This window comes from Gymnodinialimonas sp. JB5-7 (assembly GCF_055693405.1).
Window position 1 is genome coordinate 1,448,987 of the sequence record NZ_JBVFUX010000012.1, and the last position, 12,396, is coordinate 1,461,382.

The window sequence follows — 12,396 nt, forward strand, 5'->3', positions numbered from 1 at the left end:
GGTGCTTTGTTTGCGGGTGATGGCCCTAGAGGAGAGGGCGGATTTGCATATTTTTGGAACAAAGAGGGCGCGTGTGTGATCGAACGAGAGCATCTGAAGGGGGATGCGGCCTCGGTCGCGGTGTATTCGCCCTGTGAGCTGTATCGCTATTCCCTGACGCGGGTTTGGGACGAGGGCGGGCGGAAGGTTGCGTTTGTGATGTTGAACCCGTCGACTGCGACCGAAGTGCAAAATGATCCCACGGTGGAGCGCTGTGAGCGGCGGGCGCGGGCCTTGGGGTTTGGGGCGTTTCGGGTGCTCAACATCTTTGCCTGGCGCGCAACCGATCCGCGCGACATGCGGGCCGCGGCGGACCCGGTGGGGCCGGGCAATGATGCGGCGATCATGTCGGCACCGGATTGGGCGGATACGGTGATTTGTGCCTGGGGCACCCATGGCGCGCATCTGGGCCGGGGCCCTGAGGTGGAGTGCATGCTGCGCGGGGCGGGGGTGGAGTCTGATGCATCTGGGCCTATCGAAGGAGGGGCATCCGAAGCATCCGCTTTACATTGGCTACAAGGTGCAACCGGAGGTGTGGCATGCCGATTGAGGGATTTGCGCAGAGCTTTGTTGAAGTGGGCGCGGTGCGGCTGAGTGTGCACCGGGCGGGATCCGGCGCGCCGTTGATCCTGCTGCACGGATTTCCGCAGAACCACCATTGCTGGGAGAAGATCGCACCTGCTTTGGCCGAACGGTTCGATGTGATCATCCCGGATCTGCGCGGATATGGGCAGAGCGACGCGCCCGATGGTGTGGCGGCCTATGCCAAGCGAGAGATGGCGCGCGATATTGTCGGGCTGATGGATGCGCTGGGATTGGAGCGCGCCCATGTGCTGGGGCATGACCGGGGCGCGCGGGTGTCGTATCGGCTGGCGTTGGATGCGCCGGAGCGGGTGGATCGGCTGGGAATCATCGAAATTGTGCCGACTGGGGATTTCTGGGCGGCTTGGGACGCGGAGCTGGCCCTGGCGGCCTATCACTGGACCTTCCTCGCGCAGCCCGCACCCTTGCCGGAGCGGATGATCGCGGCGGACGGGCCAGGCTATATCGACTGGACGCTGGCCAGCCTGGACCCATGGCCGGTCGCTGGATGTGTTCGGGGCGGAGGCGTTGGAGAGCTACCGTGCGCAGGGGGCGGACCCGGTGCGGGTTGCGGCGATGTGCAACGACTACCGCGCAGGCGCGACGATTGACCGGCGCATTGATGCGGAAAGCCGGGCGGCGGGCGCGAAGATCAAGGCGCCGATGTTGTTTGTCTGGGGCGCGGGCGGGTTCCCGGCCAAGACGGGCGATCCGTTGGGCGTTTGGCGCGATTGGGCAGAGGATTTGCGGGGGGTTGAGCTGGAAGGCTCGGGCCATTTCGCAATGGAAGAGGTGCCGGAGGCGGTATTGGCAGCGGTTCTAGAGCACTTCTGCTTAGGTGGCGGTGTCGCAATGAAATGCCCCCGCAGATACCTGGATCTGCGGGGGCGCACTGCTCGGGCTTTTATGATGTTCGTCAGGCGCTTGTGCGCAGGTCGATGACACTTGGGTCGAGGCCCTGCGCGCCCGCGACGCTGAGAATGACTTGCCCGTTCAGGACGATATCGGCGCCGGAGCCGTCGGCAAAGTCCTGCACTTCGATCACGGGGTTCGGGGTGACAGCGGGATCGTAGATCACCTCAATCCGGTCTTCGGACGGGTTGAAATCGGACACGGTTCCAGCGGACGCATCGTCGGTGATGTGATCGCCGCTGACAAAGGTATCCGCCCCTGACCCGCCTTGGGCGACATCGTTATTGCCCAGAATGATCTGGTCATCGCCACTGCCACCGAGGAGCAGGTCGCCTGCATCCTGATCCCCGCTGCCATGGCTGAAGGTGCCGTTGAGCGTGTCATTGCCGGAGCCACCGTTGAGGGTATCTGCACCTGCGCCGCCGTGCAGGATATCATCCTCGCTGCCGCCATAGAGCGCATCATCGCCCTCGCCCCCGAACAAGGCGTCGCGGTCCGCGCCGCCGTCTAGCGTGTCATGGCCCTCGCCGCCATCCAGGAAGTCGATGCCGTCGCCGCCATGCAGGTCGTCATCCCCGAAATCGCCGTGCAATTCATCATTGCCGCCGCCACCGGAGAGGAGGTCATTGCCGTCGTCGCCGAACAGGGCATCCTGGCCGTCGCCGCCGGTCAGCACATCGTTGTTGAAGCTGCCGGTCAGCGCGTCGACACCGCCGGTTCCGAAGGCGGCATCGATATCACCGCGCGCATCCAGCATGTCGCCGGCGCCCCCCAGATCGGACAGGTTCGATCCCAGATCGTCCATAATGGCATCAAGCACCGCCGCGCCGGGGACGCCATCGCTGATGGTTTCGACCACGTCGACGATTGGGTCGATCAGGGGCACATCACCAAGGTCTTCGGGCAGATCAAGCGGCAGGTCCGGGACCAGGCCGGAGCCATCGATCAGACTGATGCCATCCTGCTCATCCTCACTCATTTGGACGAAAATATCCTTCTCGGACATGTCAGCGGCATCCTGCACGATGGTCACGGGTTGCCCGTTGGCATTGATGATGGCGTCTTCCGTGTCAGGATCCGCGTCCACGGTAATGACGGGCATGTCTTTTTCGCCGCCCTCAAAATCCATGACCAGCATGTCCGTGCCGGGCCAGAAATCGGTGACGAGGGGCACTTCTGCCCCGTCGTCCAGCAGGGTGGTTTCCGTCACCTCTAGCAGGGTATTCCCCGCGGCAGCCTCGGCCATTGGAGCTGCGTCAAAGGTGTCGGCCTCAGCCGCATCTTCATCGGCCATGTCGACATCGTCGAGCGGCGTGTAGCCAAGCGTTTCAGCGCGGGCTTGAAGAGAGGGATCTTCCGCCTCGTCCTCGGAGAAGAGCAGATCATCGAGGGTGGTCATCCCCGTAGGCACATCTTCGGGGGCATCACCCCCGTCTGCAGCACCGTTTGCCTCTTCCTCCTCCTCCGTTTCGGGGTTGAACAGGCCATCCACGGTGAGGCCCGCGAGCAATAGGGCAAGGACACTTCCGGCGACGAGCATTTGGGTTCCCTCAGATTGATGGGCTAGGTGAAACAGATTCAGGAGACATCGACCCCAAGGGGGCCTGACCCGGCCTTCTGGCAGAGTTCCGGTTCTTGGCGCATCGTCGCGGATCGCGTCGGGCACAGGTTTGGCAGATCCGGGATAGCCCCTGACGTCTTGCCGAACCCTAAAGACCAAGCCCCATAATACCGAAAATTTGACCCATTGGCGCCGCCGAATTTGGCCTTTGGTTAATGGCGCGGGGAGGGAGGGGTTTTCACAGGGAAGGATTCGGTGTACGGCCCCGCATCCGCCATTGCGCGGACCCTCCACGGGCCCTGCTGGACGACATCCCGGCTTGCGCCATACCACACAAACCCAAAGGAGACCCCGATGTCGATTACAGCTGAAGAAAAGCAGCGCCTGATGAAGGAATTCGCCACGAAAGAAGGCGATACCGGTTCCCCTGAAGTTCAGGTGGCCATCCTCACCAGCCGCATCACGACCCTGACCGAGCACTTCAAGACCCACAAGAAGGACAACCACGGCCGCCGTGGCCTCCTGAAGATGGTCGCGCAGCGCCGGAAGCTTCTGGACTACACCCGCGCCAAGGATGAGGCCCGCTACCAGGACCTGATCAAGCGCCTGGGCATCCGTCGCTAAGACGGACGTTCGGACAGCGAAAAGAAGGGCCCCGGTGGGGCCCTTTGTTTTTGGGGCATGGCTTTGTTAGAGGCGGCTGGTAGGGTGTCGGAGCTCTGCGGGAGAAGCCGAATGACACATGATGAGGTAATCGACGTCATTTCCGAATCCTTCGCGGTGCGGCCGGTATCCGCGCGCTATTTCTGAGCGGAAGCTACTGCAACGGGCTTGCCGATGAACACAGCGATATCGACTTTCTCCTTGTCTCAGAAGACGGCGCAACGGATGCGATGGCGGCCCAATGGCGCGCGGCAATCGAACGGACCGGCGAGATCGTGCTCTGGTGGGACCAGACCACTGCCCCGGTCCTGATCAACGCGATCACCGAGGACTGGACGCGCACGGATGTGGTGATCCTGAAACCCGACCAGCTTGGCCGTCAGACACAGAGCGCGTTGAAGCCGCTCTTCGACCACGACGGCCTTACGAGCAACTCGCCGCACGTCCGCTTGAAGTGGCACCGGATGCCAAACGGTTTCGGTATCAGGTGGAGGATCATCCGCATCCTTGGCCTGATCCCGCTGGCCGTGGGCGAAGAATACCTCAACGGGGCGCTTGCCGTTTCATTGCTGCGCAACAAGCTGGTCGATCTGATGGTCGAGAACGAATGCCACGAACCGTGGGGTATCTTGCACCTCAATCGACTCATAACCGCAGAGCAGAAGGCGATTTTGATGTCGATGCCCCCGCTCTGCCGGAGGGATGCGATGATCGAAGCACAACTGGCTTATGCAGCGTTCATTGCTTCGAGACTTGCGCGCCAGCGGGCCGACTCGCCTTGGGCTATGAATTCTCGTGCCTTGGAACAGTTCGAGGCCGTGACTCTGGTCCCGGTTGAAAGAAATGCCTAGAGATCGAGCGACTCTTACGCCATGAGCGGCGCTGATTAGGTGGGTCAGACCGCGAACTTATGCGGCCTGAGGATATGCACCGGCTCCACATAGGCGATGCCGGAATAGTGCTGGAAGTAGCGGTCAGCAATGGTCTGGATGATGGCCTCGGCCTTCTCAGCATCGCTGACAATCGCCTCGATCTTCACGTTGGACAGGACGCCGCCCACGCCGGGGCGGTTGGCCGAGCGTTTGCCGCGGCTGCCGCGTCCGCCCGCATCGACATGGGTGTAGCCGGTCGCGCCGCCCTCCATGATCAGCGCGGCGACGCCGTCGAGGATGCTGCGTTCGGTGATGATCACGAGTTTGGTTGCGTCGTACATGTCAGCTCTCCGCGTCAAAGGCCGATTGTGAGGTCTGCGAGCGCGATCCAGAGCGGGATCGACAGGATCGCAACTGGGGTGCCGAGGCCGGTGGATGTGCCCACGTAGGACGAGGGGTTCGCCTCGGGCAAGGCCCCGCGCAGGGTGGGTGGGCCGGAGATGTCGGAGGAAGACGCCGCCATGACCGCCAGCAGGACAACGCCGCCGCCGGAAAAGCCGGTGAATTGGTGGACGATCAGGCCTGCGCCGAAGCCAAGCGCGCCGTGGACGAGGGGCGCGAGGAGACCGTAGGCGATGTATGCATGGGCCACGCCCTTGAGCTCCGACAGGCGCGACCAGGCCTCCATCCCCATGATGAGCATCAGGATCGACAGGAGGCCCCGGAAGAGGATGTCGTAGAAGCTTTCGTAGACGGAGTCCGGCCGGGCGAGGATGCCGAGGGCAAGGCCGAGGAGAAGGGCGGAGATGGCGGCTGAGCGGAAGGTGTCGACGAGGATGCCTTTGACCATCCCTTGCGCCAGGCCTTGCGGCCCGGCGTTGGCGGTGGCGGTTCCGCCGGGGGAGGCGTTGATGGCGGCGGCGGCTTTGCGTTCGGCGGAGAGGCGGGCGAGGACAATGGCGGTGACGAGCGCGGCAATGTCCATGAACGGATAAAGCGCGCCAATGAAGCCCTCATATGCGATGCCTTCACTGTCGAGCATCGCCATGGCCGCGGCGAGGGTGGAGGCGGAGACGGCGCCGAACAGGCCCGCCGTGGCGTAGCCGTCCATCGGGTTGACCTTCTTGAAGCGGGCGAGGGTTCCGATACCGAGAAGCACAATGGCGATGCCGACAAAGGCTGCGAAGAGGGCGGGGACGGCGAGGGCGAGCAGGTCGGCCTCCCGCACCGAAATGCCTGCGCCGAGGCCGACTTTCATCAGCAGCAGGAAGACGATCCACTTGTAGACCGGCTCAGGAATTTCAAGCTTGGAGCCGAAAGCCGCCAGTGCCATGCCGCCGATCAGAAAGGCGAGCGTGGGCTTCTGCATCTGTTCCACAACGGTTGTGGCAATGTCGATCAGCATGGGCGTGCCCCCGATTGGGTGTGTCGTTTCGGGGGAAATAGCGGCGAGCCTTTCAGATAAAAAATATATCTTTCTTCACGTAATGTTCTATTTTGTGGAACATGGACCAGTTGAACTATCATCATTTGCGATACTTCCGAGATGTGGCCCATGAGGGAAACCTGACGCGCACGGCGGAGAAGCTGAACGTGTCGCAATCGGCCCTGTCGACGCAGATCAAGCAGTTGGAGGCGCGGCTGGGGCATGCGCTGTTTGAGCGGGTCGGGCGGCGGCTTGAGCTGACGGAGGTGGGGCGGATCGCGCTGGACCATGCGGACCGGATCTTTGCGACGGGCGCGGATTTGATGGCGGTTTTGCAGCAGAGCGGTGCGCGGATGCCACCGTTGCGGGTGGGGGCTGCTTCGACCCTGTCGCGGAATTTTCAGCGGCGGTTTTTGGGGCCGGTTCTGGGACGGGAGGATGTGGAGTTGATCCTGCGCTCAGGCTCGGAGGCGGAGCTGGTGGACGGGCTGACGAGCCTGTCGCTGGACGTGGCGCTGATGACGGAGCCGCCGCGCGGGGATGGGCGGGCCGAGCTGCGTGCGCATAGGCTGGCAGAGCAGGGCGTGGGGCTGCATGGGGTGCCGGGGCTGATGGCGGGTACGTTGGAGGCGCTGCTGGCGGAGGGGCGTTTTCTGGTGCCGACAGACCCGACGATCAACGCGGGCTTCGTGGCGTTGGGCGAGCGGTACGGCGTGACGCCGCAGATCGCGGCGAGCGTGGACGACATGGCGATGGTGCGACTGCTGGCCCGTGAGGGCGCGGGGATTGCGGTGACGCCTTCGGTGGTGGTGGCCGATGAGTTGGAAAGCGGGCGGCTGGTGAGCGCGCCGTACGATCTGGGCATTGCGGAACGGTTCTTTGCGGTGACGTTGAAGCGGACATTTCCGCATCCGTTGTTGGACGGGCTTATTGAGGCGGCGGGGACATGAGGTGGCTTCTGGCGCTCTTTGGGCTGGCAGCCCTCCTCGCAGCTGTGTTGTGGCAGGTGAGCCGGGCACGGGAGTTCCAGGTCTTTGGCGAGATCGTCACGCGTGGGGATGGATCGGCGCAGATTGTGGCGCTGACTTTCGATGATGGACCGACGGCGCGGCATACGGCGGCACTGTTGGAGGGCTTGGGGGACGCAAGGGCGACGTTCTTTCTGGTAGGGCAGGATCTTGTCGCGAACCTGGAGGCGGCGGAGGCGATTGTCGCGGCGGGGCATGAGATTGGGAACCATTCGTGGGACCATCCGCGGATGGTGTTGATGTCTGCCTCTGCCGTGCGGGCGCAGATCGAGGACACGGACGCGGCGATCCGGGCCGCTGGGATATGAGGGCGCGATCCCGTTTCGGCCTCCTTTCGGGAAAAAGCTGTTCGTGTTGCCTTGGGTTCTGTCGCAAATGGGGCGGCCCTCCGTGATGTGGTCGATGGAGCCGGATACGGTGCTGGGGGCGGAGATGACGGCGGAGGACCTGACGGAATATCGTCGTGGAGGGCGCGGAGGCGGGGGAAATCATCCTGCTGCACGGGATGTTCAGCGGCAATGTGGCGACGCGTGAGGCTTTGCCGGGGATCGTGGAGGGGCTGGCCGAACGAGGGTTTGAGTTCGTCACGGTCAGCGAGATTTTGGCGGAGTGATCACGCGTGATCAAGGTTGAAATCGGAGCTTTGAGCGGGATTTATCGTTTGAAAACAATGGCCGGCCTTCGAGAATAGTTCTATGATTATAGAAATGTCCGAAACATGGTTAACGGGGTGTCTCGCGCTTCGAGAAAGGTGAATCGCCAATACCTGCCACGCCTTCGGCGCTCTCGGGACATTGGCGATAAGGGTCGTCTCAACGATTTCTCGAAACGCTTGGACGCAGCGTTTTGCTTCGGGTTGTGGGGCGTGTCGAGCTAGGGTTCGTGCAAGGAGGGACGGACCATGATCCCAACATTGCGCGTCTTGATCCATATGGGCGGATTGCAGCGGTTGGCGCCGTTTTGGGTGGCTGGTCTGGTGCTGTTTGCGGTGAATTTCGGAGTGGCTTGTTTGTGTGGCCGTCCTCTACGGCGTCGTGCTGCAATTCTTCGTGGAATACGTCCTGCACCGGTTTGTCTATCACCGCGAGCCTCCGACGGAGCAGTCGCCGTTCAACGCGCTCTACCGGGCGCATATCGGGCACCATGAGTTTCCGAATGAGCCGGAGTTCTTCACCGGCGGGGACGATTGGTTTGCGGTGAAGTTCGGGGTTGGGGCGGTTGTTTTGCATACGCTGGTGTTGTGGCCTTTGCTTGGGTTTTGGGATGCGGGCCTGTTCGGGGCGGTGGCGTTGTTCGTGGGGTCGGTGAGCGCGTTCACGTTCTATGAATATTGCCACACGCTGGCGCATCTGGACGTGCCGAAGGGGTGGTTCGGGAAGCGTGTGACCCATGAGCATCTGCGGCACCACTTCAACGACCACGACAGCAATTTCCATGTGAGTTTCGGGATGGGCTGGATCGATGCGCTGTTCGGGACGGGGTATGATCGGGACGTTGCGAAGGCGCGGTTTGATCGGGGGACGGTGATGAGCCTGGGGATGGACCCGGAGGACTTGCGGCTGGTCACGGCGCGGAAGGCTTGGGGGTTGCCGGAGCGTGGTTCCGGGCGCTGAACACCGGCGTCGACGGGCCTGGGTGCGGCGATCCGGACGGATGTGGGTGGCAGTTTATGGTGGCCGAGTTAGTGTGACCAATTGGCGGAGCGCTTGGGGTGGCCAAATCGCCGGGCCCGGGGCAGGCCCGTCCCTTCTCGGTATATCGCGTTGCGATACCCTGTCAGGCTATGGGTGGTAGGGCGGATTTTGTCCGCAGTTAATCCGCCAACCAAATAGCGCGCGCAAATGGCACTTTCGGATCTTGGCAATACCAATTTCCTTATTGCATTACTCCAGCGCAATTTGGGCGCAACCGGCGAAACCGGATCGTTTACCCTTCTGCATTTTCTTTGTTGTCCAACGAACTGTTCTTCCAGAAAGCGTTGCCATTCACTTCAGCTGTGGGACGTTTCCAATCTATCCGGTAGAGGCCTGAGTGACGGGAATAGCTGCGTCTGGATCAAACAACGCGATGTTTGAAGCCTTTATGCTTTCCTCTTCTTCCGAACGCCCGTCTTGCTTCCAACCGTTTGACCAGAACGAAGTACGATAGGCTAGTCCATGAAAGCCCCGTTCTTTGAGGGCAGACGCCAATAGATTGCAGGTGCGATAGTGTAGTTCGCGCTCTGCGTCGGAAACACGTCGGGATACAAATTCGGTTGTTTGGAAAAGAAGCCACGCATCGAGTGCCTCTTGCGATGGGGATTCATCAAGCCAGCCTAACGGTATGCCGCCTTTCTTTAGAAGTTTTGCCAAGCGTATTGGGCGTACAGTGCGAAATTTTGCTACGGTGCAGGTATCGGTGGACAAAGCTCGTGACTCGGATAGAGCCACTTCAATTGAAGTAGACAAATATAGGACAGGATTGAGTGGAGGATTAAACCTTCCCAGAAGCGTTCTTTCGCGAGGGGGCGCTCCAATATCGCTTCCTGTCAATGGATAGAAATCAATATGTCCAGGTCGAGAGGTGTCATCTTCGATGTAATCCTTGCGCGCACGAAAGGCCGTAAAGCCCTCATCCAATGCTTCCTCGTCACCTACGCGCACGACCGCGTCCACAATTCTTTCAGCAGAATCGCATGCGGCGCGGAGATCGATCAGCCCTCCAAGCGCCAAGGAGTCCGCGATTCTACTTGGATGATGTTCACGACTGCTCAAAGCATCTTCTCTTTTCAAAAGGTTGGGATCGCAACCTTATTGCGTTGGCAGCGATGCTTTCAAGCGACGGCAAACAAGAAGGCAGTTGAGTTCTACGCGTTCCACCCTCCCCTTCCCAAACCCCCTGAACCCGTGTATGTGCCGCCTCATCTGAGACGAGGCGCTCTGACCCGGCGTTCGCAACGAGGATAAGGGTCGGCGGCAATGGGGCCGCCATATGGATGAGGGACGCGGGCAAGGGGCCTGCGAGTGCCCTCGAATAGGAAACGCAGATGTTCAACATTGTTAAGAAAGAGATCCAGTGGGGCGAAGAGACGCTCACGCTGGAAACCGGGCGTGTGGCTCGACAGGCCGATGGGTCTGTGATTGCGACGTTAGGGGAAACCTCCGTCATGGCGAACGTGACGTTCGCGAAGGCTCCGAAGCCGGGAATGGATTTCTTCCCGCTGACGGTTCACTACCAAGAGAAATACTACGCCGCCGGTAAGGTTCCGGGTGGCTTCTTCAAGCGTGAGGCGCGGCCGACCGAGAAAGAGACGCTGACCGCGCGTCTGATCGACCGTCCGATCCGCCCGCTGTTTGTGCCGGGGTTCAAGAATGAGACGCTGGTGATGTGCACGGTGCTGTCGCATGACCTCGTGAACGACCCGGATATGGTTGCGATGATCGCGGCCTCCGCCGCCCTTACGATCTCGGGCGCGCCGTTCCGTGGGCCGATCGCGGGTGCACGGGTTGGTTTTGAGGATGGCGAGTACATCTTGAACCCGACGGTCGACGACATGCACGACCTGCGCAACAACCCTGAGCAGCGGCTCGACCTGGTTGTGGCGGGCACGAAAGACGCCGTGATGATGGTGGAATCGGAGGCCTATGAGCTTTCGGAAGCCGAGATGCTGGGGGCGGTGAAATTCGCCCATGAGAGCATTCAGCCGGTCATCGACTGCATCATTGATCTGGCGGAAGAGGCGGCGAAGGAGCCGTTCGATTTCCAGCCGCCGGATTATTCGGAGCTGTATGAGACGCTGCGCGCGGCTGGCGAAGACAAGATGCGCGAAGCCTATGCGATCAAGGATAAGCAGGAGCGTCAGAACGCGGTGGCTGCTGTGAAGGAGGGCCTGAAGGAGGGTCTTTCGGAGGAGCAGCTTGAGGATCCGAACCTGTCGTCGGCTTTGAAAAAGCTGGAGAGCACGGTTTTGCGGTCGGACGTCGTCAAGAACGGGCGTCGGATTGACGGTCGGGCGTTGGATGAGGTGCGCGATATCGTGTGCGAGACCAAGGTTCTGCCGCGGACGCATGGCTCGGCCCTGTTCACGCGCGGTGAGACGCAAGGTCTGGTCGTGACGACGCTGGGTACGGGCGACGATGAGCAGTTCATCGACGCGCTGCACGGCAACTTCAAATCCAACTTCCTGCTGCACTACAACTTCCCCCCTATTCGGTGGGTGAAGCCGGTCGCGTGGGCCCTCCGGGTCGCCGTGAGATCGGGCACGGGAAGCTCGCGTGGCGCGCGCTGCAGGCGGTTCTGCCTGCGGCGACGGATTTCCCCTACACGGTGCGTGTGGTGTCGGAGATCACCGAATCCAACGGCTCGTCGTCGATGGCGTCGGTTTGCGGCGGCTCCCTGTCCATGATGGATGCGGGTGTTCCGCTGAAGGCGCCGGTTGCCGGTGTGGCCATGGGTCTGGTGTTGGAAGAGGACGGCTCCTACGGGATCCTGACCGACATTCTGGGTGATGAGGATCACCTGGGCGACATGGACTTCAAAGTGGCAGGCACCGAAGCAGGGATCACCTCGCTCCAGATGGACATCAAGGTTGCGGGCATCACGCCCGAGATCATGGAAAAGGCGCTGGAGCAGGCGAAAGCCGGGCGTCTGCACATCCTGGGTGAGATGAACAAGGCGGTCTCCGAGGCCGGTGAGTTCTCCGAACACGCGCCGCGCATCGAGACGATGCAGATCCCGACCGACAAGATCCGTGAAGTGATCGGCTCGGGCGGTAAGGTCATTCGCGAGATCGTGGAAGTGTCGGGCGCCAAGGTCGACATCAACGACGAAGGCATCATCAAGATCGCATCACCCAACGGCGACTCGATCAAGAAAGCCTATGACATGATCCACTCGATCGTGGCCGAGCCGGAAGAAGGCAAGGTCTACAAGGGCAAGGTCGTGAAGATCGTCGATTTCGGCGCCTTCGTGAACTTCTTCGGCAAGCGCGATGGTCTGGTGCACGTGTCCCAGATCGAGAACCGCCGCCTGAACCACCCCTCCGACGTCCTGAAAGAGGGCCAGGAAGTGTGGGTCAAGCTGTTGGGCTTCGACGATCGCGGCAAGGTCCGGCTGGCCATGAAGATGGTCAACCAGGAGACCGGCGAAGAGATGGCCAAGGAAGAGGCTGAGTAAGCCCTTTCTGCCAGAGACTAGGGAGAGGCCCTGCGCGTTGCGTGGGGCCTTTTCGTTTGGCTGCAGACATGAGGCTTGGCTGTGGCCATGAGGCGGAAGACGGGTTCGAGCCCCACTCTGCCGAACGCTGCGGAGTGTGCGAGGTTCAGCTCAGGCGAT

At 61.4% G+C, this 12,396-nt stretch carries 12 protein-coding genes and 2 pseudogenes; 10 read left to right on the forward strand and 4 right to left on the reverse strand.

The genetic code is table 11. The annotated features are described in order from the left end of the window. Positions 1-75: 75 nt before the first annotated feature. The 3 genes and pseudogenes from ACZ1HK_RS15680 to ACZ1HK_RS15690 all read left to right on the forward strand — a co-directional run bounded on the left by ACZ1HK_RS15680 (position 76) and on the right by ACZ1HK_RS15690 (position 1,563). A pseudogene (locus ACZ1HK_RS15680) lies at positions 76-589 on the forward strand (DUF1643 domain-containing protein). Continuing rightward, a complete protein-coding gene (locus tag ACZ1HK_RS15685; protein ID WP_472629481.1) occupies positions 579-1,232 on the forward strand; it encodes an alpha/beta fold hydrolase in 654 nt (217 codons plus the stop codon). The pseudogene ACZ1HK_RS15680 and the gene ACZ1HK_RS15685 overlap by 11 nt, the downstream one beginning before the upstream one ends. Beyond that, positions 1,198-1,563, forward strand: coding sequence for an alpha/beta fold hydrolase (locus tag ACZ1HK_RS15690; protein WP_472629482.1), 366 nt, complete (start codon positions 1,198-1,200; stop codon positions 1,561-1,563). Before ACZ1HK_RS15685 ends, ACZ1HK_RS15690 begins: the two co-directional genes overlap by 35 nt. Here the strand turns inward: ACZ1HK_RS15690 and ACZ1HK_RS15695 are convergent. Continuing rightward, positions 1,538-3,073, reverse strand: a complete 1,536-nt coding sequence (locus ACZ1HK_RS15695; protein ID WP_472629483.1) for a calcium-binding protein — start codon at positions 3,071-3,073, stop codon at positions 1,538-1,540. The genes ACZ1HK_RS15690 and ACZ1HK_RS15695 overlap by 26 nt on opposite strands. Positions 3,074-3,448: 375 nt before the next feature. Here ACZ1HK_RS15695 and rpsO point away from each other — a divergent pair, with 375 nt between their 5' ends. Both rpsO and ACZ1HK_RS15705 read left to right on the forward strand, forming a co-directional pair. Continuing rightward, positions 3,449-3,718, forward strand: coding sequence for a 30S ribosomal protein S15 (gene rpsO, locus ACZ1HK_RS15700; protein ID WP_368477324.1), 270 nt, complete (start codon positions 3,449-3,451; stop codon positions 3,716-3,718). A gap of 269 nt (positions 3,719-3,987) precedes the next feature. After that, positions 3,988-4,608, forward strand: a complete 621-nt coding sequence (locus tag ACZ1HK_RS15705) for a nucleotidyltransferase domain-containing protein (protein WP_472629484.1) — start codon at positions 3,988-3,990, stop codon at positions 4,606-4,608. 44 nt (positions 4,609-4,652) lie between these two features. Here the strand turns inward: ACZ1HK_RS15705 and ACZ1HK_RS15710 are convergent, their stop codons facing one another. Together ACZ1HK_RS15710 and ACZ1HK_RS15715 are read right to left on the reverse strand one after the other, a co-directional pair. Continuing rightward, positions 4,653-4,970, reverse strand: a complete 318-nt coding sequence (locus ACZ1HK_RS15710; RefSeq protein ID WP_472629485.1) for a P-II family nitrogen regulator — start codon at positions 4,968-4,970, stop codon at positions 4,653-4,655. A gap of 14 nt (positions 4,971-4,984) precedes the next feature. Then, positions 4,985-6,034, reverse strand: a complete 1,050-nt coding sequence (locus tag ACZ1HK_RS15715; RefSeq protein ID WP_472629486.1) for a sodium-dependent bicarbonate transport family permease — start codon at positions 6,032-6,034, stop codon at positions 4,985-4,987. A gap of 101 nt (positions 6,035-6,135) precedes the next feature. Here ACZ1HK_RS15715 and ACZ1HK_RS15720 point away from each other — a divergent pair, with 101 nt between their 5' ends. The 4 genes from ACZ1HK_RS15720 to ACZ1HK_RS15735 all read left to right on the forward strand — a co-directional run bounded on the left by ACZ1HK_RS15720 (position 6,136) and on the right by ACZ1HK_RS15735 (position 8,696). Then, complete coding sequence (locus ACZ1HK_RS15720) at positions 6,136-7,005, forward strand: LysR family transcriptional regulator (protein WP_472629487.1); 870 nt, start codon at positions 6,136-6,138, stop codon at positions 7,003-7,005. Further along, positions 7,002-7,391: a polysaccharide deacetylase family protein gene (locus ACZ1HK_RS15725; RefSeq protein ID WP_472629488.1), complete on the forward strand. Its 390-nt coding sequence runs from the start codon at positions 7,002-7,004 to the stop codon at positions 7,389-7,391. Before ACZ1HK_RS15720 ends, ACZ1HK_RS15725 begins: the two co-directional genes overlap by 4 nt. 155 nt (positions 7,392-7,546) lie before the next feature. Next, on the forward strand, positions 7,547-7,696 hold the full coding sequence (locus tag ACZ1HK_RS15730; protein WP_472629489.1) for a hypothetical protein: 150 nt from the start codon (positions 7,547-7,549) through the stop codon (positions 7,694-7,696). A gap of 400 nt (positions 7,697-8,096) precedes the next feature. After that, positions 8,097-8,696, forward strand: coding sequence for a sterol desaturase family protein (locus ACZ1HK_RS15735; RefSeq protein ID WP_472629490.1), 600 nt, complete (start codon positions 8,097-8,099; stop codon positions 8,694-8,696). A 399-nt stretch (positions 8,697-9,095) separates the two neighbouring features. Here the strand turns inward: ACZ1HK_RS15735 and ACZ1HK_RS15740 are convergent, their stop codons facing one another. Continuing rightward, the gene (locus ACZ1HK_RS15740; protein WP_472629491.1) at positions 9,096-9,836 is read right to left on the reverse strand and encodes an RES family NAD+ phosphorylase; all 741 of its coding nucleotides are present in this window, start codon (positions 9,834-9,836) and stop codon (positions 9,096-9,098) included. A 272-nt stretch (positions 9,837-10,108) separates the two neighbouring features. Between ACZ1HK_RS15740 and pnp the strand changes: the two are divergent. Further along, positions 10,109-12,237, forward strand: a pseudogene (gene pnp / locus ACZ1HK_RS15745) (polyribonucleotide nucleotidyltransferase). Positions 12,238-12,396: the final 159 nt, after the last annotated feature.

Excerpts from the sequence above, each read along its gene's own strand:
- rpsO (WP_368477324.1), top strand. The coding sequence starts at position 3,449 with ATGTCGATTACAGCTGAAGAAAAGCAGCGCCTGATGAAGGAATTCGCC.
- ACZ1HK_RS15710 (WP_472629485.1), bottom strand. The coding sequence starts at position 4,970 with ATGTACGACGCAACCAAACTCGTGATCATCACCGAACGCAGCATCCTC.
- ACZ1HK_RS15695 (WP_472629483.1), bottom strand. The coding sequence starts at position 3,073 with ATGCTCGTCGCCGGAAGTGTCCTTGCCCTATTGCTCGCGGGCCTCACC.
- ACZ1HK_RS15690 (WP_472629482.1), top strand. The coding sequence starts at position 1,198 with ATGTGCAACGACTACCGCGCAGGCGCGACGATTGACCGGCGCATTGAT.
- ACZ1HK_RS15715 (WP_472629486.1), bottom strand. The coding sequence starts at position 6,034 with ATGCTGATCGACATTGCCACAACCGTTGTGGAACAGATGCAGAAGCCC.
- ACZ1HK_RS15685 (WP_472629481.1), top strand. The coding sequence starts at position 579 with ATGCCGATTGAGGGATTTGCGCAGAGCTTTGTTGAAGTGGGCGCGGTG.
- ACZ1HK_RS15725 (WP_472629488.1), top strand. The coding sequence starts at position 7,002 with ATGAGGTGGCTTCTGGCGCTCTTTGGGCTGGCAGCCCTCCTCGCAGCT.
- ACZ1HK_RS15705 (WP_472629484.1), top strand. The coding sequence starts at position 3,988 with ATGGCGGCCCAATGGCGCGCGGCAATCGAACGGACCGGCGAGATCGTG.
- ACZ1HK_RS15720 (WP_472629487.1), top strand. The coding sequence starts at position 6,136 with ATGGACCAGTTGAACTATCATCATTTGCGATACTTCCGAGATGTGGCC.